This window comes from Methylobacterium sp. CM6241 (assembly GCF_054817845.1).
Map to the genome: position 1 here is coordinate 4517687 of NZ_CM139246.1, position 20907 is coordinate 4538593.

Below are 20907 nucleotides of genomic sequence, written 5' to 3' on the forward strand. Positions count from 1 at the left end.
GATGCCGCTCTAGCCCTAGTTGGGCTGGCCTCGGGTCTTCTCGGATTAGGCCCGGCGGCGGCCCTGCTTCTTGCGGCGTCCCTTGCCCCGACCGATCCCGTGCTCGCCTCGGACGTCCAGGTCGGCCCCCCGCAGCAAGGGCAGGAGGACGAGATGCGCTTCGCCCTGACCTCGGAAGCGGGCCTGAACGACGGTCTCGCCTTTCCTTTCGTTCACCTCGCCATCGCCCTTGCAGCGGCCCAGGGCTTCGGGGCGTGGCAGTTCGGTTCCTGGCTCACGGTCGACGTCCTCTGGAAGATCGGTGTCGGAATCGCCCTGGGCGCCGGGGTCGGGCGGGGCATGGGCTGGCTCACGTTCCACCTGCCCAACAATGCCCGGCTGTCACGGACCGGGGACGGCCTCGTAGCGCTCGGCATCACCTGCCTGACCTATGCCGTCGTCGAGGTCGCGCACGGCTACGGCTTCATCGGCGTCTTCGTCGCCGCCCTGGCGCTTCGGTCCGCCCATCGCGGGCACGACTATCATCACAAGATGCACGATTACGCCGAGGAGCTTGAGAGGCTGCTCATGATGGTGCTGCTGGTCGGCTTCGGCGCCGCGCTTGCCGGTGGCGGCCTTCTCAAGGCCCTGACGTGGCAGGGCGTCGCCTTCGCGCTCCTCGCCCTGTTCGTGGTGCGGCCGGTCTGTGGCTGGCTCAGCCTGCTCGGGTCGGACCGTCCCGCGGTTGAACGGGCGGTCATCAGCTTCTTCGGCATCCGTGGGCTGGGGACGATCTACTACATGGCCTACGGCATGCACCACGCCGCCTTCGAGCAGGCCGAGCTCCTCTGGAGCGTGGCGGGCCTGACCATCCTGATCTCCATCCTGCTCCATGGGGTGACCGTCACCCCTACGCTCCGCTTCATCGACCGCCGCAGCGGACGCGATACGGAGAGCGCGCAACTGGGTCTTCCGCTGACGACCTGACCACGTCTGATTGACCCGGGGGCCTGCTCAGTTCGGATAGAGCTTGCCGAGGAAGGCGCGCAGCTCGAACCGCCGAAGGTCGTCCTCGACGACACTCGCGGCTGCATCGCCGATCTCACCGGCGTCTTGAAGCTCGCTCAGGCGGCGGCGTGCGGCCAGGAGCGCCCGCCGCCGCAACTCGTCCCTGGTGAGGGACGAACAAGCCACCGTCGCCACCCCGCGCCGACCCAAGGTCGGTGCCGGCCTAAGCCGAAGGAACCAGTTCACGGCGGCGCCTCAGAGCACCTCGGTCGCGGCCGGAACCGGCATGCTCGCGAGACCCTGGGCTTCCCCGACCCAGTTCGCGAGGCCAAGCAGGCAGAGCCCGCCCAGGAGGGCCACGCCCACCACCGCCAGCACCAGGTCGGACGTTCGCATCTCGCTTCGGACCTGCCGGTCGATGGCCGCCATGCGAGCCCGCCGGATCCTGGATCTGTCGACACTCATCTTCGCTTCCTTCGCGGTTTTTCTATTGGGCAGACGGAAGCGGAACCCGGATCATCCCGGCCTGTGTCACCGGGACGCGACCGGCGGCCGCGGATCGAAGCCTTGGCCCGTTGGAACCGCCCTCTCCATTGGGGCGTACGCCCAAAGCAGGGCCTCCGACCGTCATTCAACTCTGAGATCTCTTCATCACGCTCGCCAACGTCGGCGAACGAGCGGGTTCCGACCGGCCCTTCAGAATACTCATCGAGCCATCCGTCTCCAGGACGACGGCATCCACGTCGGCAAGGTCCCCGGCCCCGGACGACCGCATCGCCGAGAGCACCTCGTCCCTGGTGATCCTCTGCGCCACCAGGGCCCGCTCCAGGAACCGGCCCTGGTGTACGATCAAGGTCGGCTCGCTCTTAATGAGCCCGTCGACCCAGGAAACCCGGACCGCAAGCCAAGTAATGGCGAACTGGAGGAAGACGAGTAGCGCCATGGCGAGCACGCCTTCGGCGAGTGCGACGGACTTACTGAGCAGCACGGTGGCGAGGGTCGAACCCAAGGCCACCGTCACGACCAGGTCGAAGGCATTGAGCTTGGTGAGCGTCCGCTTGCCCGAGATCCGCAGGATCGCGACCAGCGCGACATAGGCCAAGGGACCGACGAGCAGCACGCGCCCCAACCCGGACCAGCTATCGAAGAGCATTGCGCGTTTCCCTCAGGCTATATCCGTTGGAACCTGAAGCCCTTGAGCTCGTCGCGTGTTCCTAGTTCGGCTCCGGGAATGGTCAGTCACGGCGTCGAGTTGATGCCGCTCAGGTTGAGGTCACCCGGTGCGATGCGTTCGATGACAGGAGCGCCACCGAGGCCGCCGCCATAGCGCGCGACGTCCTCGACGGACCGCTCCAGAGTCGGTGGCGAACGCAGCCTGTCGGCTATCGCCGATGGAGGTTTTCCCCGCCCGCTCCCTCGCCAGTCTCGCGCAAGCCGCGCCGTTCGTGCCAATGCCGTTCTCATGCAGCTCCTCGTGGGTTCGACCGCGTCGAGGTCCGTTCCGGTCGAGAGCAGGGTCGGAGGATCGTGGTTAAGCAATCCTAAACAGGCAACCGCCGGGTTGGGTCGGTTGCGAAGGGCCACGTAGTCGGTGTCAGGGCTATCCCGACACGGCTGCGGTCTTCCCGGACTGCCGATCCACCGCCGATGCACCAGATCAGTTGTTAGGCGGCAGGCGGTTGCCCGGACGGGCGTCGCTTGCGGTACCGGACGGACATCCACCGGTCGGATCATCGAACCGGATCGCCCCCTCGTTCGCAGCCGTCCCGTCGCCTTCAAGGCGCACGCCCCTGTCCTCCAGAGCCCTCATGGAGTTGCATCCGATGAAACACCTTGCAGTCGCCCTCGCGGCGGTCTCTTCCCTCGTCCTGTTCGCACCGGCGAGCGAGGCGCGTCCCAACGGCAGGGGGCACGGTTTCCACGGCCACCATGGCGGTCTCCATGGCTTCCGGGGCGGACACCGCTACCGTGGGGCCCGCATCCGGCATCATCATCGGCACTTTGGTGGATATCGCGGCGGCTTCCGCCCCGCGCGCTACGGCCGCGGCCGTCATTTTGGCCGGTACGGCTACCGGCGCGGCTACCCTGGCGTCGGTATCGCGGCCGGACTGGGGCTTGGCCTGGCCGCAGCCGCGGTCCGACCCGCCTATTACGGCCCCTCCTATGGCTACGGATACGCCCCGGTTGGATACGGCTACGGCGCTCGTCGTCCGGTCTACGGCTGCGGCTACTGAGACGAACTCGAAGGGAGCCAGCGCTTACGGATGAGCGAGAGCGCCCCGACCCTTCTCACCCGGCTCACCGTTCGATGCCGGGCCTCCATAGATGAAACCCAGGAGAGTCCCATGAAAACCATCGTTGTCAGCGCACTTCTCGCCACAACCATGCTAGCGGCGCCCGCCCTCGCCCAGGACAGATCAGCAACGCCGTCGGACGGTCAGACGATGCCCATGGCGGCATCTCCGTCAGGTACGGGCATGTCGACGACGTCAGGCGTCACGGGCGGCATGGTCATGGCCGATACGGCGAACGCCAAGATCAAGTTCATCACGGCCAAGCCTGCCGAGGTTACCTCGTCGAAGCTCGTTGGCAAGAACCTGTACAACAAGCAGAACGAGAACGTGGGTGAGATCGAGGATCTCGTGATCGACCAGGGTAAGACGGTTACCGGCGTGGTCGTCAGCGTCGGCGGCTTCCTCGGCATGGGCGAGCGCTACGTCATGGTGGACCCATCCTCGATCTTCCTTCACCGCGCCGACGGTAAGCTGAAGGCCATGGTCGATGCCGACAAAGACGCGGTGAAGAACGCGCCCGAGTTCAAGTACGAGAAGAACAAGTCCTGATCGCAGGTCGCGGGGCGGCCTCGGTACCACACCGGGTCGTCCCGCGACGCGACCAGGTCGTTCTTGGCGCAACGGTCAAGCCAAGATCGGTCCTCGCCGTGTCGGGATTGCCCTGACACCTGTCGGTGAGAACGGCGAGCGAGAGGGATCAAGCTTGTCGGCTTCGGGAATCCCGGCGCACCTTGCCGCCGTCACACGCTTCAAGATGACGGAGAGGCAAGCGCCGATGATCATGGACATCATCAAGCAGGGCGGTCGCGCCCGTACCACCGGACGCCCGAGGGATGCTTGCCCGTATCCCGCGGATTCGCGTGAGCGCCGGGCATGGTTCGAGGGGTACGATGGGTCGGCCTGGGAGATCTCAGCTCGGGTTCCCCATCCGAACGTGATACTTCGTAGCGTTGCATCCCGCTCCGAGGGGCTGAACGGTTCGGATCTCGCGTTGTCTCCAACTTAAGCCATGGGCGCCCGGAGGGCGGCCATAGTTGCTATCCCGCCTCGGTCTCCCCTTGCCTAGGCGAAACAGTGATAGACCTAGTGAACCGAAAAGGGACGCATGATGGGCAGGGGAAGTCCGTTATCGCCTCGGGTTCGGACATTGGGTCGGTTGGAGCGTGCGGTCACTGCCCTGGTGGAGGCGCCGCTTCATGATGGGTCGGACGGGCCACCGAACCTCGTCCAGCGTCTTCGCCTCTTGGAACGAAGCGTGCTCGATGCGGATTGCGACCCTCAAGATCTCCAGGTCATCGCCTCCGGGCGACGTCTCCTGGGTGATGCTGACGAACCAGGCACCTTTCCGCAACCTTCAGGCATCGCGTTCGACTACGACCTCACTTGAGGCCGCCGACCCAAAAGGCTCTCATGCGCCTTCGGCTGAGCGGCAGGGTGGGCTTGCGAAGTGCCCCGGCGGGTCCCTACGCATGGCGGGACCCGTTCGAGCCAGGGCGCATGATCTTTCGGCATAGACACGTCACCGACCAAACCGGCCAAGCGCAACTGAACCGTGGCAATAGTCGCACGTTCGTCGCGCTCGCCGTCGCGGCGGCCATTCCCGTGCTGCTGCTCAGCGGCTGGGTCGCCACGCTCATGGCCCAGCAGCAGCGCGATCTCACCCGAAACGCCGCGGTGGCCAGTGCTACGCGGGTCGCGGAGCGCGTCGCCTCCGACATCGCCGCGCAGGTTGCCGTCCTGCAAGCGGAGGCCGCTTCCGCCACCCTCGACAAACCGGACCTCGCTATCTTCTACGCCGAGGCCGAGCGGCTCAAGCGGGCCCACCCCCTGTGGGAGACCGTCGAACTCGCAACGCCGGACGGCGCCCAGGTCGTCAACCTCCTGCGCTCCCTCGACGATGTCCTCGGGCCGACGGCCGACCGGAAGAGCTTCGACGCGGTCGTGGCGACGCGTCATGCCGTGGTCGGGGGCATCGGACCCGTCGGGTTAATCTCCGGCAAGCGCCTCGTCGCATTGCGGACGCCCGTCATACGGAGCGGCGAGCTACGCTACGTCCTATCCGTCGGCCTCGCCACAAACGCGGTCAGTTCGATCCTGCGCGACGCTGGCGCGCCGGAGGGCTGGGTCGGCACCATCGTGGACGCGGAGGGAAACACCATCGCGCGCACTCGCGCCGAGGCGGAGGAACTCGGCCACCCGGCGAACGCCGCCCTCAGGGAGGCCATCCGCCGGAAGCCCCAGGGCTTCTACACAGGCTCGACGCTGGAAGGCTCGAACGTCGAGGTAGTCTACCGGACGTTGAAAGACACCGGGGGGTGGTCGGTGCACTTCGGAATGCCGGTCGAGGCGTTGAACGCGCCTGTATCCCGGTCGTACCTCCTCCTTGGAAGCGGTAGCGCCCTCAGTATCGGCCTCGCCCTTGCGCTGGTCGCCATGGTCGGCCGAGACATGGCACAGCGACGGGCCGGCGAGCGAGCGAGGTTCGCGCTGGCGCTCCAGTCAAGCGAGGAGCAAGGCGCCGTGGCGGCCGAGGCCGCGGAACTCGGTACGTTGCGCTGGGACACGGTGCGGGGGAAAGTCATCGGGTCGCCACGGGCCGCTCACCTCCTCGCCTGGCGGGCTCAGGTCACGGGGGATGGCGAGACCGAGGCGGACGCCCGTGAGGTCATCGAAGCGGTCCATGCCGATGACCGTGCGCGTTTGACTGAGGAGCTCCGCCGGAGCTCGATGGGTGACGCGACGCTCGACGTCGAGTTCCGCGTCGATGGCTCGGAGGCGCAACCGAGATGGGTGCGCCTGAACGGCCGGGCGCCTCGCCTGGACGAGGGCGCCCCATCCGGACTGGTGTACGGCGTCGTCGCAGATATCGAGCCTAGCAAGCGCGCCGAGGCGGAACGCCTCGAACTCCTCCGCCGTCTCGGCGAGGCGCAAGAAAACGAGCAGCGGAGGATCGCGCGCGAGCTTCACGACCAGGTCGGCCAGACCGTCACCGGCCTCTCGCTCGGGCTGAAAGGGCTGGAGCGCCTGCTCGAAGGCAGCGATGCCTCGGCGGAGGCGGGTAGTCGGGTCCGCTGGCTGCAAACCCTCGCCGGGGAGATCGGACGCGACATCCACCGGGCCGCCGTGGACCTGCGTCCGACCGCCCTCGACGACCTCGGCCTGCGCGAGGCCCTTGCCACCCTTTTATGCGAGTGGGGCCTGCGCCATGGCATCCGTTCGGACCTGGAGTTCCTCGGGGAGCCTGTGCGGCTACCCGCGGCAACGGAGAGCGCGATCTATCGAATCGTGCAGGAGGCGCTCACCAACGTGCTCAAGCACGCGCGCGCGGCCACTGTGAGCGTCTCGGTTGAGCATCGTCCGAATGAGATCCAAGTGATCATCGAGGACGACGGTGTCGGCTTCGATCCGGAGGCCTTAGGGCAGCCGCTGCATGACGGCCCTTCGGCCAAGCCTCGGCTTGGTCTCTCCGGTGTCCGCGAGCGTTTAGCCCTTCTAGGCGGAACGCTGACGCTGGAATCGTCCCCTGGCGTCGGCACGACGTTATTCGTTCGCATTCCGGTCCCGCAGGCCGCCTGACGCATAAAGGACTCGCTCATGGGCCACATCCGTGTCGTCCTCGCCGACGACCATCCCATCGTCCTCGCCGGCATCCGGGCGCTGCTCAACGCGGACCCCGAACTGGAACTGGTGGGCGAGGCCACAAACGGCGGGGAGGCGCTGCCGTTGATCCGGTCGGTGGTGCCGGACGTCGCGGTTGTCGACGTGTCGATGCCCGGGCTCAACGGCCTCGAACTGACGGAACGGGTCACAGGCGAGTGCCCGGGGACCAAGGTTCTTGTCCTGACTGTCCACGAGGACGCGGCCTACGTGCAGCCGATGCTCAGGGCGGGCGCGAAGGGCTATCTGCTGAAGCGTTCTGCCGCCGAGGACCTCCTGCGAGCGGTCCATGCGGTCGCTGCGGGCGGCGTCTACCTTGACCCATCCGTCGCCGGGCATGCCCTTTCGGATGGCTCGGCAATCACGGGAGGCACGGGGTCGGCCGAGACCGGTGAGGCGCTCAGTCCGCGCGAGACGGAAACGTTGCGCCTGATCGCGCAGGGCTTCAGCAACAAGGAGATCGCCCGGCGCATCGAGGTCAGCGTGAAGTCGGTCGAAACCTACAAGGCGCGGGCCGCCGAGAAGCTCGGACTTCGTTCGCGTGCCGAGATCATTCGCTACGCCGCTTCGCATGGTTGGCTGGATGCGCTGACCCTGCGTTAGCGGTGGAAATCTGACGCTTGGTACCCACCCTGAACGTCCGTCATGGGTGGTTTTGTGCCCGTCCGCTTCCGGACGCCGGATGCATCGAAGCGGACATAGTTTCGGAGACCGCTCACGGTCCTTCACCGACCCTAGGCTGGTCCGCTCTGCGGCATCTTGGAGGAAGATGACAAAAGTCCGGTTCGGGCGGAAAGCGGAAGCTCGACGGGGCCAGACGAAATGTGTGCGTTAATTGTACTCTTATCTGAACTCACACTTACTGCCGCTCAGCAACTATTCGTCCTCTATAGAACACTTCGTTCCGTTAAACGGCAGTCATTGTTTTGCGCGAATTTTAGAAGTGAGTTCGTTGTGTTGAGTAAATCAGTTGGGCGACCAAATAGGTAACCCTGGCCAAGGACGCAGCCGAGATGTTGCAGCGTCAATGCCTGCTTTGTCGTCTCGACACCCTCGGCCACGATTCTCATCCCGAGTCCCTTCGCAATATCGAGTAGACCCTTAACAATCACGCGTCCGGCCTCACGCCCCTCCAAACAATCAACGAAACTTTTGTCGATCTTAATAATATCGACCGGGAAACTGAGGAGATGAGTTAGAGACGCGTACCCCGTGCCGAAGTCATCGAGGGCGACAAGAAGTCCTTCCGCACGCAAGCGGTGGATCGAAGAGACGACGTCGTGATGTCCTCTCTCCATATACACTGACTCAGTAACCTCCAGTATAATGTGCTGTAGCGGAACCCCGTAACGTCCGAATACGGTTACGATCCGTCGATAGAGGTCGTCTCCCTGGAAGTCAGCCATCGACACGTTCACGCCGACGTGTTGAATTGGAATACCTAGGTTTAACCAATGACGAATGTCCCTCGCAACCTCATCTAGCATCCGGTCCGTGATGAGACGGCCGAGGGAGAGGTCCTGGACTGCTTCAACGAACTGCCCGGCAGTGAGGATGCGCCCGTCGGGCATGCTCAGGCGGCAAAGCGCCTCTAGGCCGACGATCTCGCGGCTGTCGAGCCGAACAATGGGTTGATAGTGCGCCGCAAGTCGATGCTCCGCCAAAGCGCTCGCCACGGTTTGGAACGTCTGAAAACGATGCGTGATGGTGCTAGCGAACGTGTCGTCGAAGAAAACGAAGCCCGCCCGTGCGCTTTCCTTGGCATGATAGAGGGCGAGGTCTGCTTGCTGACGCAAAACCGCCAACTCGCACGGCTCCTCTGAACCACAGGTCGACCCGCCGCATGTCACCGTTGCGGTTACTACACGCTCGCCGCAGGCGGTAGGCTCTCGTGTTGCTGTCAGAATGTCATTTACGATCTGGTCCATATCTGACCGGGCGCTCTCACCGGTGATGAGGATGGCGAACTCGTCGCCTCCGATCCGGTAAGCCGTACCCGGTCCGGCATGTGCAGCGATCCGCAGTCCCACCTCACGGAGAAGCGTGTCCCCGGCAGCATGTCCCAGCGTGTCGTTTACTCGCTTGAGGTGGTCCACATCTATGAGGAGAAGACCGAGAGCGCAGTTCTTCCCAGACTGCTCGTCGAAATCAAGATTGAAGCATGCGCGATTGCGCAAGCCGGTAAGCGAGTCAAAGTAGGCGAGTTGGCGAATCTCGGATCGAACCTCGTCGCGCTCAAGCAGGATGGAGCACAAGTGAATGCAGGCCGCCACGATTGCCTGCTCCTGATCGCTCGGGCCTCGGCATTCGCCATAATAGAAAGCGAAGGTCCCGAGCACACAGTCATTTCCGCGAAAGATCGGGCTCGACCAGCACGCCTTGAAGCCAAGCGGCTCAGCCAGGGCCTTATACGCCGTCCAGAGAGGATCGGTGCTAATGTCAACGACTGTGACAGGCTCGCCCCGGTAAGCGGCTGTCCCACACGATCCGACGCAAGGCCCAATTTTTAAGCCGTCAAGAGCTGCAGAGTAGTGCAGGGGTAGGCTTGGGCCTGCCAGGGGATGCAGGCGCCCGGTCCGATCAACTGTGAGGATCGAGCACAGCGCGCCAGGCGCGCGCTCCTCGGCCCAGCGACAGATGCAGTCTGCCACTTCGTCAGTTGGCCGACCACGCGCGGTCATCTCCAGAATGGTGTGTTGAAACTCCTGCAGCACAAAAAATCCCCGCAATACTAAAAATCATAGGGCCTAGAACAATTTAATAATAAGTTACAGCACTGCGCGAAGATAAGATATATTGAGGTCTTCTGGCATCTTTTAGGGATATGGAATGTACGAAATTGGACAAACACGATGTTATTTGACGTCCAACCGGAACAAGACTCCTAGGAGCCCGTCCGAGTAACGATTTTTCGGATTGAGGTCGGGGTTGAGATCAAGGCGAGCCCGCCCGCGTCATGCTCAGCGCCCGGCCTTGGCCAGCTTGAGGAGGTTGTGGGCGGTGCAGATCATCGCCCATTCGCCCCGGACCTGATCGAGCCCGCGGAGCAGGAACTGGCGGAAGCCCAGGGCCTGCTTGATCTGCCCGAATACCGGCTCGACGACCTGCTTCCTGAGGCGGTAGCGGCTCCGGCGGCCAGCCCGCTTCAGCCGCGCGGCCATCGCACGCATCAGGGGCGTCTTCGTCAGCTTACGACGCCCGGCCGCATCCGCCTCGCCGTGACGCGCCCGCCCCGGAGCGAGATAGGCGGTGATCCGCCGCTCCTTCAGCGCGGCCAGGTTCGCCTCGTTGGCAAAGCCTGCATCGCCCGAGACCTCGCGCGGCTTGCGCCCGAGATGAGCGCGGACGTCGTCGATGAGCGGCACGAGGGCGCGAGCGTCGGCGGCGTTCGTCACGAGGCGGTGGGCTACGATGATCTGATGCGCGGCATCGACGGCGATCTGCCCGTTGTAGCCCTGCACGAACCCGTCGCGGGTCGGCAGGATCCGGCTGTCCGGGTCGGTGAAGTTGCGCTGCGCCCGGTCCGGCGGACCGCCGTCCTCACCGCGCAGGGGCCGCCCCTGCCGGCGCATGCCCGAGGATGCACCCGGCCCGCTCTCGTCCTCGGGGTCGGGCGGATCGACCGCTTCCGCTTCCAGCGCGGCCTTGGCGGCGCGGATCGTCTCCAGCCGTCGCTGCTTGTCGGCCATCCAGTCCGGCGTCTCGTCGCCCCGTCGGTTCGCGCCCTGCACCGCATCCTCGGCCGCGTCCGCCTCCCGCGCCTGCTCCAGCCAGGCGTCGACTTCGGCGGCCAGCGCCGGCTCGGCCGTCTTCATGCGTCCGTAGCTCATCGCCTTGTGGCGGGAGGCGTTGGCCTTCACCTTGGTCCCGTCCACCGCCACGTGGGCGAACTGGACCAGACCGGCCGCGCGGCACAGGCGCAGCACCTGCACGAACAGGTCCGACAGGGCCACGAGGTGGCGCTTGCGGAAGTCGGCGATGGTGCGGAAGTCCGGCCGGTTCAGCCCGGTCACCGCCATGACGTCGACCCGCTCCTCGCAGGCCCGGGCGAGCTGACGCGACGAGTACAGGCCACGGCTGTAGCCGTAGAGCAGGAGCGCCACCATCATGCCCGGGTGGTAGGGCGGGTAGCCGCGCTCCTCGACGTAGGTGTCGAGGATAGCCGAGAGGTCGAGCGCTTCCCGCACCGTGTCGCGGACGAAGTGCGCCATGTGCCCGGGCGGCACGAACTCGTGCAGCGAGGGCGGCAGCAACCAGCCCTGATCCACATCCCAGGAGCGAAACACCTTGGCCATGAGCCGAGTGAATCACCCTCTGGCCTCGCCGTCGAGAGGATTACTCGGACGGGCTCCTAGCTATGGCAATAAGGATCGGCAAGTGCAACACGGCTGAGTTGTACCGCGACGTACTTTCTATGTTCCCTCCGGCGCGTCGGATAATCAAGTCTAAATGACCGGATCGAGGCGATACTGGTCGGTACGATCTTGCCCTTGAATTGTCGGCAAGGGAACACCTCGCTGCCTATCAACAACGGGCTTTCAGAAAAATCTGAACTCAATTCCAGCATCGCGTAAGCAATTGAAGATATAAATTGCAATCAAAATACCCCAATCAATTTTCAATCATAATGCTCGCGGCCCAAATTCCTAAACCAGTCACCGTTATTACGCCAGCAAATGTCATAGATTTGCTCTTCGCAGGACTTTCGTTCGCCCTCCTTGCGCGCAAGGCAAGCATTAATCCTCCAACGACTAAGAAGAAGCCGTAGAGAACCAGTGAGTTATGCGAAACTGCCATTGGGTATACTCCATTTAAACGTCAAGCTAAGTTTGCAGATCATTGGGTCAAAAAAGGTTTTGTCAACCAATTTAATAGTGCAAAACTTCATAGACTCTACCCGCGCCCGCTCTCCAGCATAGTTCCGTTGCACGTTCAAACGCATCGAATTAATCCATAATTATAATTCCGATCGACGCGCCGGATTAAAATTATAGCGGAACTATTTCCCTTGCCATACCCCGTGGTATGCCAAATACTGCATACCGAGTGATGCACGATAGATCCCGAGTCGTAACTTGCGGGGGCCTGAGGCCGTGCTGAGCCCAATCAAAAGACGCCGCACGTTATTCGGAAACGGGAGATCGCCCATGGCTACGTCCAGTGCACCACCGGCAGCCGCAGTACCTGCCAATCGATGGTTGCAACTCGTGTTAGGCGTCGCCTGCATGGTTGCGGCTGCTAACATCCAGTATTCTTGGACTCTTTTCGTCCCGGAGATCCAGAAGACGTTTGGCTGGGATCGCGCCGCAATCCAGGTCGCCTTCACAATCTTCGTCGTGGTGCAGACATGGCTGACCCCGATTGAAGGATATTTCATCGACAAGTACGGCCCGAGCCGGGTCGTGATGTTTGGCGGCCTGATGACCGGGCTTGCCTGGGTCATCAACTCCTACGCCACCACGCTCACCGGCTTCTATACCGGCTCGGTGGCGGGCGGTATCGGTGTGGGCTGTGTTTACGCCACCTGCATCAACAACGCCCTGAAGTGGTTCCCGGACAAGCGCGGCCTCGCGGTCGGCCTGACGGCGGGTGGCTACGGCGCTGGCTCGGCCCTGACGATCATCCCAATCGCCAACATGATCTCCCAGGGCAGCTACGCCCAGGCCTTCTTCGTGTTCGGCCTGATCCAGGGCGCGATCATCATGCTGGCGGCGATCGGCTTGCGTGGGCCTGCGAAGGGCGAGGTTATCTATTCCAGCAAGGTTCTCCAGAGCAGGCGCGACTACACGCTTCGTGAAGCGCTTCGTACACCAGTCTTCTACGTCATGCTGCTGATGTTCACCTGCACGGTCACCGGCGGACTGATGGCCGTGGCCCAGCTCGGCGTCATCGCGCAGGATCTCGGTGTGAAGGAGTTCAAGGTCAACCTGTACTTCTTTGCCATGGCCGCTTTGCCCTTCGCGCTCATGCTCGACCGAATCCTGAACGGCATCTCGCGTCCGCTATTCGGCTTTATCTCAGACCGCATCGGCCGTGAAAAGACGATGTTCATCGCCTTCACTATGGAGGGCATCGGCATCGTGGCATTGGGGTACTTCGGCACCAACCCGTGGGCCTTCATCATTCTCTCGGGCATCGTGTTCCTGGCCTGGGGCGAGGTCTACTCGCTGTTCAGCGCCACCGCCGCCGATACCTTCGGTTCAGCCCACATCGGTAAGATTTACGGCGTACTCTATTGTGCAAAAGGCTTCGCTGCTCTTTTCGTACCGCTTGGCAACATCCTGATGCAGGCGACCGGTACCTGGGCGACGGTACTCTACACGGTTGCAGCCATGGATCTCCTCGCTGCCTTCCTCGCCATCGCGGTGCTGCGGCCAATGCTGAAGCGCCACCATGCTGCGAACAATGATGTGGTGATTCCCACTCAGGCCCTGGCGACCGCCTGACGTATCGCTCCCCCGGAGTTCCAGCCGGGGCGGCCAATAAGGCAGACCGCTCTAACGCTGCCTGCAGGGTAGATGAGCCGCCGTCCGCTTGGACGGCGGCTCATTCCTTGCGCTTCCTGAGCAAGGCACAGACCGAACGAGTGGAACACAATCTTACAAGTGCCTGAAGACTGCGGCTTCGGTGGTGCTTCAACATCCGACCACCGGCCGCTGAGGTCTCTATGATGAATATCGCAGCCGTCCTCGCATTGCAGAGCATACCCTTCGCTGGCTTATTCCTCGCGACAGACGGGGCCAATCGGGACATATTTGCCGTCTTGTACATTACGATATTAGGGCTGACTCTATCTGCAATTGCAGTCACCGAGGGCCACTACGCGCTTCCTTTGATGCCCGGGATGACAGCAGGAAGTCATCCTTGAGCTAGGCGCACTCTTGATTTTCTCAGTACGGAAGTATCGCCACGCGCCCTATATGCCTACAATCCGAGTGGAACCCGTTAGCAGGAAGCGGCCACCGCCATATAATCAATCCGGATGACGCCGCCTGGACGCTGAACGACTGCTATCGGCAGCAAGTGTCAAATCGACACCTATGGCAAGACTGGGTGAACTTCTGTCTGTCCGTTCTTGGGAGATGCTCCGATCAAAGCAGACGCTACGGTACGACCGGACTCCACAGTTCAACCGCCTTTCCGTTCGCGATCGAGGCCGTGTGAGAACGCAGATCCCTCAGGTTCAAGGCGAATGTCCTGAGAGTGTCGCCGAGCGAAGTGGTGGCCTTCAGGCTCGGATCGCCGCCATCAGCGGACCGACCCCGAACATCTGGATCATCCGCTTCATGTTGTAGGCCAGAACCTGCAGGCTCATCTCTGTTCTGACCCTGGCCAAGGTCCGGGTCAGGAAGTGGGTCGCTCCCATCCAGGCCTTCAGCGTGCCGAATGGGTGCTCGACGGTCTGGCGACGGATCTTCATCGCGTCTGGCATTCGGTCGAGCCGCGCCTGCATTGCGTCGAGGACGCCCTCGTGCACCCAGCGTTTGACACGCCGCGTCTCCGCCGGCGTGCAGCGGGGCTTGAGCGCGCAATCGAGACAGGCCGTCAGGTTGCGGTAGTGGTCCATCTCGTCGCCCTCGGCCCGGCGATCGGACCGGGCCGGCCCCTTGGTCAGGTGCTGGCCGGCGGGACAGGTGTAGTGATCGTTTTCGGCGTCGTAGACGAAGTCCTGTCCCGTGAAGAGGCCACGCTTGGCATGGCCCGAGGTCAGGGTCTTTGGCACGCAGGGCAGCACGCCGGTCCCCTCGCAGGCCAGGACCTGCTCGCCGTTGAGGTAGCCCCGGTCGGCCAGCACCGTAAGCGTGTCGCATCCTGTCGCTGCCTGCGCCAGAAGCCCCATCGGCGCGAGTTGGGTCCGATCATTGCCGATGTTGGTCACCGTATGGGCGACGATCAAGTGATGCTCGGCATCCACGGCCGCCTGGACGTTGTAGCCGACCATGCCGGTGCCTTTGCCGCTGGTCGGCATGGAGCGCGCATCGGGATCGGTCAGCGAGATCTGGCGATCGGGCGCAGCCTCGACCTGCCGGCCTCTCGCCTGGAGAACCTGCATCTGCTCGCGTAAGCCCGCGATCTTCTCCTTGAGCCGCGTCGTGCGCGCCTCGGCGATGTCGCTCGGCTCGCGGTCAGCCCGGTCCAGCGCCGCGAGGTAACGGCCGATGCTCGCCTCGACCTGCGCCATCCGGGCTTCGACCTTGGCGGCGGTGAAGTTCTTGTCGCGGTTGTTGACCGCCTTGAACTTGCTGCCGTCGACCGCGACGACGGCCTTGCTGAACAGGTTCAGCCGCCGGCACAGCACCACGAACTGCGCGCAAGCGGCCTGGATGGCAGAACCGTTGTCCTTGCGGAAGTCGGCCAGCGTCTTGAAGTCGGGCATCAGCCGACCGGTCAGCCAAATCAGCTCGACGTTGCGCTGGCTCTCGCGTTCGAGCCGACGGCTCGACGGGACACGGTTGAGGTAGCCGTAGAGGTAGATCTTGAGCAGCGTCGCCGGGTGATAGGCCGGACGGCCGGTCGCCTCCGGCACCGCGCCTGCAAAGCCGAGTGCCGTCAGATCGAGCTCATCGACGAACACTTCGACGAGGCGAACCGGATTGTCGGCGGTGATATAGTCGTCCAGGCAATCGGGAAGCAGCGTGATCTGCTGACGATCCTCACCTGCGATGAAGCGCTTCATCCCGACCTCCAAGATCGGAATTTACTCTATCAGATCAGCACGTTTTCACACAGCCTGGGTTGGGAGCGGACCCAGGGCATGGGTTCCATCAATAAGATTTCGACTATTAGCCTGCCTATGACGCCTGACCCTGCGGAAACTCTCGCGTCCGAAGGGGGGGCGTGCCGTCCGTGCACCCGCCCGATTGAACCTTACCGTGGGAAGCACCTTGTCCTCGTAACCGTTTCGGACCGCACCGGGACCATCGCGTGATCTCCATCTTCGACTTGATAGCGATGCTGCTGACCCTGTCCGCCCTGTTCGGCTGGATCAACGGACGCTTCATCCACATGCCACATAGCATCGGCATGCTGGTCCTGGGACTCGTCGCCTCGCTGCTGCTGGTCCTCCTCGACGTCGCCTTTCCCAATCAGCACCTCTACGAAGCCCTGACCGGCCCGTTGCGTCAGATCGACTTCACCGACGTGGTGATGAATGGGATGCTGGCCTTCCTGCTGTTCGCGGGCGCCATGACCCTCGACCTGAGCGCGTTGCGCAACAGGGCCTGGCCCGTCGCCACGCTGGCCCTCGTCGGGACCGTCATCTCAACGGCTATTGTCGGCAGCGCCTTCTGGGCGGTTACCCAATGGTCGGGGCATCCGGTCTCGCTGGCATGGGCCCTTGTCTTCGGAGCCCTGATCAGTCCGACCGATCCGGTCGCGGTGCTCGCCACCCTGAAGAATGTTAAGGTGCCGCCCTCCCTGGAGATCGAGATGCAGGGAGAGGCGTTGTTCAACGACGGGGTCGGCATCGTCCTGTTCACCGTCCTTCTCGGCTTCGCAGCCGGCATCGGCGGGGAACCATCCAGTGCCGGCGGCATCGCGCGACTGCTCCTGCAGGAGGCCGGCGGCGGCCTGCTTCTCGGCGTTGTTACCGGGTACGTCGCCTATCGCGCCATGCGAGCCATCGACGACTTCCCGGTCGAAGTCCTGATCACGCTGGCCCTGGTCGCCGGCACCTACGCCCTTGCCCAGAAGCTCCATGCCAGCGGTCCCCTGGCGGTGGTAGCGGCCGGGCTGCTGGTCGGCGACAGGGCCCCGCGCGATGCCATGAGAGAGCGCACCCAGGGATACGTCTCGTCCCTGTGGACCCTAGTCGACGAGGTCTTGAACGCGGTGCTGTTCCTGCTGATTGGCCTTGAGGTCCTGGTCCTGCGCTTTGAGCCCGGCTCGCTTGTCCTTGCGGCGGCGGCGGTACCGATTGTCCTCCTGGCGCGCTTGGTGGCGGTCTCCGCGCCATTGCTGGCCTTCCGGTGGGGCGGCAACCTGTCGGCCCGGAACGTGCCGTTCCTGACCTGGGCCGGCGTCCGCGGCGGCATCTCTGTCGCGCTGGCCCTCTCCGTACCGGAGAGCGACGCAAAGGCCGCGATCCTCGCGGCGACCTACGCCGTGGTGCTGTTCACCATCATCGTCCAGGGCTCGACCCTGGCCATGGTGGCTCGTCGCACCCTGGCGACCCCTGGTTCAGGGTAACTCCCGCCACGCTTTCCAGGTCGTAGCGCAGCTTGAGGACATGAGGAGGATCGCGCCGAGGCGGAGGCCCGTCACGCACTTTGTAGTGCTCGTACCCGACACAAGACCGCCACTCCGCAGGTGGGCGCTAGGGCGCCAGAACTGATTTTGCTGCTCGGAGGATACGAGTGAATGCCCACCCTCGGTGAAGAAGGGCGAGCTACATCGCCTGCCTAGCGCGAGGATCGGCTGCACCTCGACCGGACTATCTGCCTGAAGTGACGCGTGCCGAGACGAGGAAAGCCAAGTCCCAGACGATCATGCCGCCAACCGCCCCATGCTCCTCTCGGAGACGTTCCGCGAGGGTGTCGAGGCCCACCTCATCCGTGCTTGCAACACCGCGCTCGACCATGCGGGGGAGCATGGCTCCGGCCAGCGTCGGCAGGAAGGACGGCTCGCCGGCCTGCAGGAGCACCCCCTCGTTCCGCGCCACCTCAATGCGATGCCCCGCCGCCTGCAATAGGTCCGCCAAGCGCAGCGCGAGCCCGGTATCGCCGCCCTCCGCCGCTACCGTGTCCCATAACCAACCGTAGAGCCGACGATGGAGAGGCAACTCGCCGAGCCCGGCGGGAAGGCCGGCACGCCCGTGCTCCTGGAACGCCATGATCGCCCCTGGTTTCGCGAGGGAGGCGAGACGGGCGAGCGTCGCGGTGGCGTCAGGGAGGTACATCAGCACGCGGCGCCCGACGATGGCATCGAAGCGGCCCTGATCCGGCAGTGTGTCCGTCAGGTCCGCCTGCCGGTAGTGGATGGGCGCCGCCTGAGGACCTTCATCCGCCGTGTGGCTCATCGCCAACGCCTCCGGGCTTCGGTCGATGGCGATAACCTCGCCGTCCGGTCCCACCAACCGGGCAACGAAGCGGCTGAGGTCTCCGTTTCCGCAGCCGACATCGAGAACGCGCATGCCGGGGACGATGCCGACTTCGGCGAAGAAGCGGGTGCTTGGACAATTAGAGGGGTTAGGTGCCGCCTGCGCGATGGCAGGTATCGATGCATGGGCTTGATCGGGCAAGGCGGCATGGGACATGGCATCACCGTTAGGATCGAAAGGATTGTCCGACAAGTCGCTCGCTCCAGGCAGCCCCGGGGGGGGAGCCGCAACGTTCATTCGCGGCGACGTACGGAGGTCTTTGACGGCTTCCAAGCGTCGTTCCAACGTCGGCTAGGCAGTCGGAGCGACAGCGCCGAAGCGCTGGTGGCGCATTTCCAGATCATTCAGGTCCGCCAGTTCACTGACATCCCGGCGCGCCGCTGCGATGACGAGGTTGGCGTGCCGTCGGAGCTCTACGCGGCGGTCCGTCTGGTGTTCGATTTCGGCGACACGGGTCAGCACCTCCAGCATGCGGGCCAGGACGTGAACGGAGCCGGCGGCGTTCTGGCGGATCATGTGAAACATCGCGTCGCACAGCCCGGCGTAGTCGGTTACGGGCTGCACCAGCACGATCCGTCCCTCGCGGGCGGTCACGCCGCTGGGCAGGTGCCGCGGTGCAAGCCGGCACAGCGCGTCGCCGAGGTGGTCCGTCACGCTGCCAGCCGTGAACGGGTCGTTGATGCCGGGCGAGAGCGCCCGGACCGCCACCTCGCTCAATTGCCGGACCGCGTATTCCAAGTCCTGCAGGGCGGCCGGACGACGACCGAACGTCAGGGCCTTTCCCAGGGCCCCGGATGCGTCCTCGATTGGGGACGAGAGATGCGCGACCGGGAACCCAGCGGGTACGTAATTGCCAGGACGCGCACGCAACGTAACCAGGACCCTGTGCTCGTGAGCCCAATCGGCGAGGCTGTCCCGGTCGACGGCCTGGAGATAGCCGCTGGCCGGCGCGGCAACGGTTCCCGATTCCGGCATGGGCAGCGAGCTCCGAACGTCCGGGGCGTCGAGGGTATGCCTCTGAATGGCGTCGCACAGGTCGTCATGGACGGCATCGACCACGGTCTCGACGTTGATGCCGGCGGCGATGTGATGGACAAACCAGACCAGGGTCGCGACGCTGAGCATCGCGAGCAGGATCGCGCCGCTGACGGCAAGATGTGGGACGAAGGGCGTCTCCTGCACGGTCCGGACCGTACGCAGGACAATGAGCGCGTAGGCGAAGGTGCCGAGGAAGATCCCGAGCGCCACCTGGTTGCGCGCATCGCGGGTGAAGTTGCGCAGGAGGCGCGGTCCCATCTGACCCGAGGCCATGGAAAGGGCCGCGATGGTAATGGAGAACGTGGTTCCGGCGACGCCGATTGTTGAGGACGCGACGGCGCTCAGGAGGGCGCGGGCGCCTTCCGCCCCACCAGAGTATCCCCAGTTCGCGGCGGACGAGGAGGCGTCGTATCCGGCGATGTGGGCGGTCTCCAGCCAGACACCGAGCTGCCCCAGGCCGAGGCAAGTCAGCACGATGACTGCCGGGCGGAGCCAGAACTGGTCGCCGAGGGTCTCCAGCCAGGCCCTGAGACGTGAGTTCATGCCATCGCCCCGGCCCGGGCTTGCGTCCTCTCAGGATCGGAGCGGCTGCCCCTGTCGGGCTTTGGAGCCAGCAGGAGCACCAGCGCGCCAAATGCCATGCAGGACAGGGAGCCGAGCAGGACGCCGATCTTCGTCTCCGCTTCCAGTTCCGGGCTGTCGGCGAAGGCCAGCAACCCGATGAACAGGCTCATGGTGAACCCGACCCCGCAGAGCAGCGAGAGGCCGTAGAGGTGCCACCAGCCGGCATGGGCCGGGCGCTGCGCGAGCCCAAGCTTCACCGCGGCGACCACGGCCCCGAACACGCCGATCTGTTTTCCAACGAATAGGCCGAGAGCCACCCCGAGCGTGACGGGATCGAGCAGCATCTTCGTCGTCATGCCCGCGAACGACACGCCCGCGTTGGCGAACCCGAAGACCGGTAGCACGAGGTAGGCGGACCAGGGATGGATGGCGTGCTCAAGGATATGCAGGGGCGAGGTCGGGTCATCCGGCTTGCCGACGCTCAGGCGTAGCGGAATCGTCAAGGCGAGCAGTACGCCCGCGATGGTGGCGTGGATGCCGGACTTCAGCACCAGGAACCACAGCACGGCGCCGAAGAGGAGGTAAGGCGTCAAGCGACTGACCCCGGCCTTGTTCATTCCGAACAGGACGGCGAAGACCGCGGCGGCGCCTCCCAGCATCGGCAGCGACAGGTCCGCGGTGTAGAACGCCGCGATGATGAGCACCGCGCCGAGGTCGTCGATGATGGCGAGCGCGGTCAGGAAGATCTTGAGCGAGACGGGAACGCGCGATCCCAGGAGGGCAAGCACGCCGAGCGCGAAGGCGATGTCGGTGGCGGTCGGGATCGCCCAACCGCGCAGGGTCTCGGGCGAGTGCCGGTTGACCGCGACGTAGACCAGGGCTGGGACGACCATGCCGCCGAACGCCGCGACGCCGGGCAGCACTCGGTCCGGCCAGGTCCGCAGGCGCCCGTCGAGGACCTCGCGCTTGATCTCCAACCCAACCAGTAAGAAGAAGACCGCCATCAGACCGTCGTTGACCCAGTGCAGGACGCTGAGGCTACCGACATAAGTCTTGAGGACGGCGAAGTACGCCTCGGACCAGCCAGAGTTCGCGATGGCGAGGGCCAGGGCGGCGCTCGCCATCAGGATCAGGCCACCGGACGCCTCGCCCTGCAGGACGTTGCGAAGGGCCGAGATCGGACGGGGTAGTCGCTTGGGCTCATGCATGGCCTTGGCCTGCCAGCTGTCCGCCCGCGGGGCAACCCGTGCGACGGCTCAAGGTTAAGCG

The 20907-nt window shown here is 64.3% G+C and carries 17 protein-coding genes; 8 read left to right on the forward strand and 9 right to left on the reverse strand.

Features of this window, described 5'->3' with window-relative positions; translation table 11 throughout:
• Positions 1-24: 24 nt before the first annotated feature.
• Positions 25-966 (forward strand): cation:proton antiporter, encoded by a 942-nt coding sequence (locus ACYQR9_RS21180; protein ID WP_461229864.1) that lies wholly within the window; start codon positions 25-27, stop codon positions 964-966.
• A 27-nt stretch (positions 967-993) separates the two neighbouring features.
• Here ACYQR9_RS21180 and ACYQR9_RS21185 read toward each other — a convergent pair whose 3' ends face one another.
• From ACYQR9_RS21185 to ACYQR9_RS21195, 3 genes are all read right to left on the reverse strand, one after another.
• Entirely contained in the window at positions 994-1233 is a 240-nt protein-coding gene (locus ACYQR9_RS21185) for a hypothetical protein (protein ID WP_461227935.1), read from the reverse strand.
• Between the two features lie 9 nt (positions 1234-1242).
• Complete coding sequence (locus tag ACYQR9_RS21190) at positions 1243-1452, reverse strand: hypothetical protein (protein ID WP_461227936.1); 210 nt, start codon at positions 1450-1452, stop codon at positions 1243-1245.
• Between the two features lie 166 nt (positions 1453-1618).
• Positions 1619-2140, reverse strand: a complete 522-nt coding sequence (locus ACYQR9_RS21195; protein WP_461227937.1) for a DUF421 domain-containing protein — start codon at positions 2138-2140, stop codon at positions 1619-1621.
• 670 nt (positions 2141-2810) lie between these two features.
• Between ACYQR9_RS21195 and ACYQR9_RS21200 the strand changes: the two genes are divergently transcribed.
• The 5 genes from ACYQR9_RS21200 (at position 2811) to ACYQR9_RS21220 (ending at position 7541) form a co-directional block, all read left to right on the forward strand.
• On the forward strand, positions 2811-3221 hold the full coding sequence (locus ACYQR9_RS21200) for a hypothetical protein (RefSeq protein ID WP_461227938.1): 411 nt from the start codon (positions 2811-2813) through the stop codon (positions 3219-3221).
• 111 nt (positions 3222-3332) lie between these two features.
• Entirely contained in the window at positions 3333-3830 is a 498-nt protein-coding gene (locus tag ACYQR9_RS21205; RefSeq protein ID WP_461227939.1) for a PRC-barrel domain-containing protein, read from the forward strand.
• Between the two features lie 232 nt (positions 3831-4062).
• A complete protein-coding gene (locus tag ACYQR9_RS21210; RefSeq protein ID WP_461229865.1) occupies positions 4063-4287 on the forward strand; it encodes a ribosome modulation factor in 225 nt (74 codons plus the stop codon).
• A 491-nt stretch (positions 4288-4778) separates the two neighbouring features.
• Complete coding sequence (locus ACYQR9_RS21215; RefSeq protein ID WP_461227940.1) at positions 4779-6857, forward strand: sensor histidine kinase; 2079 nt, start codon at positions 4779-4781, stop codon at positions 6855-6857.
• A gap of 18 nt (positions 6858-6875) precedes the next feature.
• The gene (locus tag ACYQR9_RS21220; RefSeq protein WP_461227941.1) at positions 6876-7541 is read left to right on the forward strand and encodes a response regulator; all 666 of its coding nucleotides are present in this window, start codon (positions 6876-6878) and stop codon (positions 7539-7541) included.
• A 284-nt stretch (positions 7542-7825) separates the two neighbouring features.
• Here the strand turns inward: ACYQR9_RS21220 and ACYQR9_RS21225 are convergent, their stop codons facing one another.
• A complete protein-coding gene (locus tag ACYQR9_RS21225; RefSeq protein WP_461229866.1) occupies positions 7826-9619 on the reverse strand; it encodes a bifunctional diguanylate cyclase/phosphodiesterase in 1794 nt (597 codons plus the stop codon).
• 279 nt (positions 9620-9898) lie between these two features.
• Positions 9899-11233: an IS1182 family transposase gene (locus ACYQR9_RS21230; protein ID WP_461227898.1), complete on the reverse strand. Its 1335-nt coding sequence runs from the start codon at positions 11231-11233 to the stop codon at positions 9899-9901.
• An 852-nt stretch (positions 11234-12085) separates the two neighbouring features.
• Here ACYQR9_RS21230 and oxlT point away from each other — a divergent pair.
• The gene (gene oxlT, locus ACYQR9_RS21235) at positions 12086-13384 is read left to right on the forward strand and encodes an oxalate/formate MFS antiporter (protein ID WP_424753531.1); all 1299 of its coding nucleotides are present in this window, start codon (positions 12086-12088) and stop codon (positions 13382-13384) included.
• Positions 13385-14166: 782 nt separating this feature from the next.
• On the opposite strand, the gene ACYQR9_RS21240 is transcribed toward oxlT, so the two are convergent.
• Positions 14167-15615 (reverse strand): IS1182 family transposase, encoded by a 1449-nt coding sequence (locus ACYQR9_RS21240; protein WP_461227942.1) that lies wholly within the window; start codon positions 15613-15615, stop codon positions 14167-14169.
• A gap of 248 nt (positions 15616-15863) precedes the next feature.
• Between ACYQR9_RS21240 and ACYQR9_RS21245 the strand changes: the two genes are divergently transcribed.
• On the forward strand, positions 15864-17126 hold the full coding sequence (locus ACYQR9_RS21245; protein ID WP_461227943.1) for a cation:proton antiporter: 1263 nt from the start codon (positions 15864-15866) through the stop codon (positions 17124-17126).
• A gap of 244 nt (positions 17127-17370) precedes the next feature.
• Here ACYQR9_RS21245 and ACYQR9_RS21250 read toward each other — a convergent pair whose 3' ends face one another.
• From ACYQR9_RS21250 to nhaA, 3 genes are all read right to left on the reverse strand, one after another.
• Entirely contained in the window at positions 17371-18228 is an 858-nt protein-coding gene (locus tag ACYQR9_RS21250; protein ID WP_461227944.1) for a class I SAM-dependent methyltransferase, read from the reverse strand.
• Positions 18229-18327: 99 nt separating this feature from the next.
• Positions 18328-19617 (reverse strand): DUF2254 domain-containing protein, encoded by a 1290-nt coding sequence (locus ACYQR9_RS21255; RefSeq protein ID WP_461227945.1) that lies wholly within the window; start codon positions 19615-19617, stop codon positions 18328-18330.
• Positions 19614-20846 (reverse strand): Na+/H+ antiporter NhaA, encoded by a 1233-nt coding sequence (gene nhaA / locus ACYQR9_RS21260; RefSeq protein ID WP_461227946.1) that lies wholly within the window; start codon positions 20844-20846, stop codon positions 19614-19616. The genes ACYQR9_RS21255 and nhaA overlap by 4 nt, the downstream gene beginning before the upstream one ends.
• Between the last annotated feature and the right edge of the window lie 61 nt (positions 20847-20907).

Bases quoted from the DNA above. Each gene is read 5' to 3' on its own strand.
- ACYQR9_RS21190 (WP_461227936.1), bottom strand. From the start codon at position 1,452: ATGAGTGTCGACAGATCCAGGATCCGGCGGGCTCGCATGGCGGCCATC.
- ACYQR9_RS21195 (WP_461227937.1), bottom strand. From the start codon at position 2,140: ATGCTCTTCGATAGCTGGTCCGGGTTGGGGCGCGTGCTGCTCGTCGGT.
- ACYQR9_RS21200 (WP_461227938.1), top strand. From the start codon at position 2,811: ATGAAACACCTTGCAGTCGCCCTCGCGGCGGTCTCTTCCCTCGTCCTG.
- ACYQR9_RS21205 (WP_461227939.1), top strand. From the start codon at position 3,333: ATGAAAACCATCGTTGTCAGCGCACTTCTCGCCACAACCATGCTAGCG.
- ACYQR9_RS21210 (WP_461229865.1), top strand. From the start codon at position 4,063: ATGGACATCATCAAGCAGGGCGGTCGCGCCCGTACCACCGGACGCCCG.
- ACYQR9_RS21215 (WP_461227940.1), top strand. From the start codon at position 4,779: ATGATCTTTCGGCATAGACACGTCACCGACCAAACCGGCCAAGCGCAA.
- ACYQR9_RS21220 (WP_461227941.1), top strand. From the start codon at position 6,876: ATGGGCCACATCCGTGTCGTCCTCGCCGACGACCATCCCATCGTCCTC.
- ACYQR9_RS21225 (WP_461229866.1), bottom strand. From the start codon at position 9,619: ATGACCGCGCGTGGTCGGCCAACTGACGAAGTGGCAGACTGCATCTGT.
- ACYQR9_RS21230 (WP_461227898.1), bottom strand. From the start codon at position 11,233: ATGGCCAAGGTGTTTCGCTCCTGGGATGTGGATCAGGGCTGGTTGCTG.
- oxlT (WP_424753531.1), top strand. From the start codon at position 12,086: ATGGCTACGTCCAGTGCACCACCGGCAGCCGCAGTACCTGCCAATCGA.
- ACYQR9_RS21240 (WP_461227942.1), bottom strand. From the start codon at position 15,615: ATGAAGCGCTTCATCGCAGGTGAGGATCGTCAGCAGATCACGCTGCTT.
- ACYQR9_RS21255 (WP_461227945.1), bottom strand. From the start codon at position 19,617: ATGAACTCACGTCTCAGGGCCTGGCTGGAGACCCTCGGCGACCAGTTC.
- nhaA (WP_461227946.1), bottom strand. From the start codon at position 20,846: ATGCATGAGCCCAAGCGACTACCCCGTCCGATCTCGGCCCTTCGCAAC.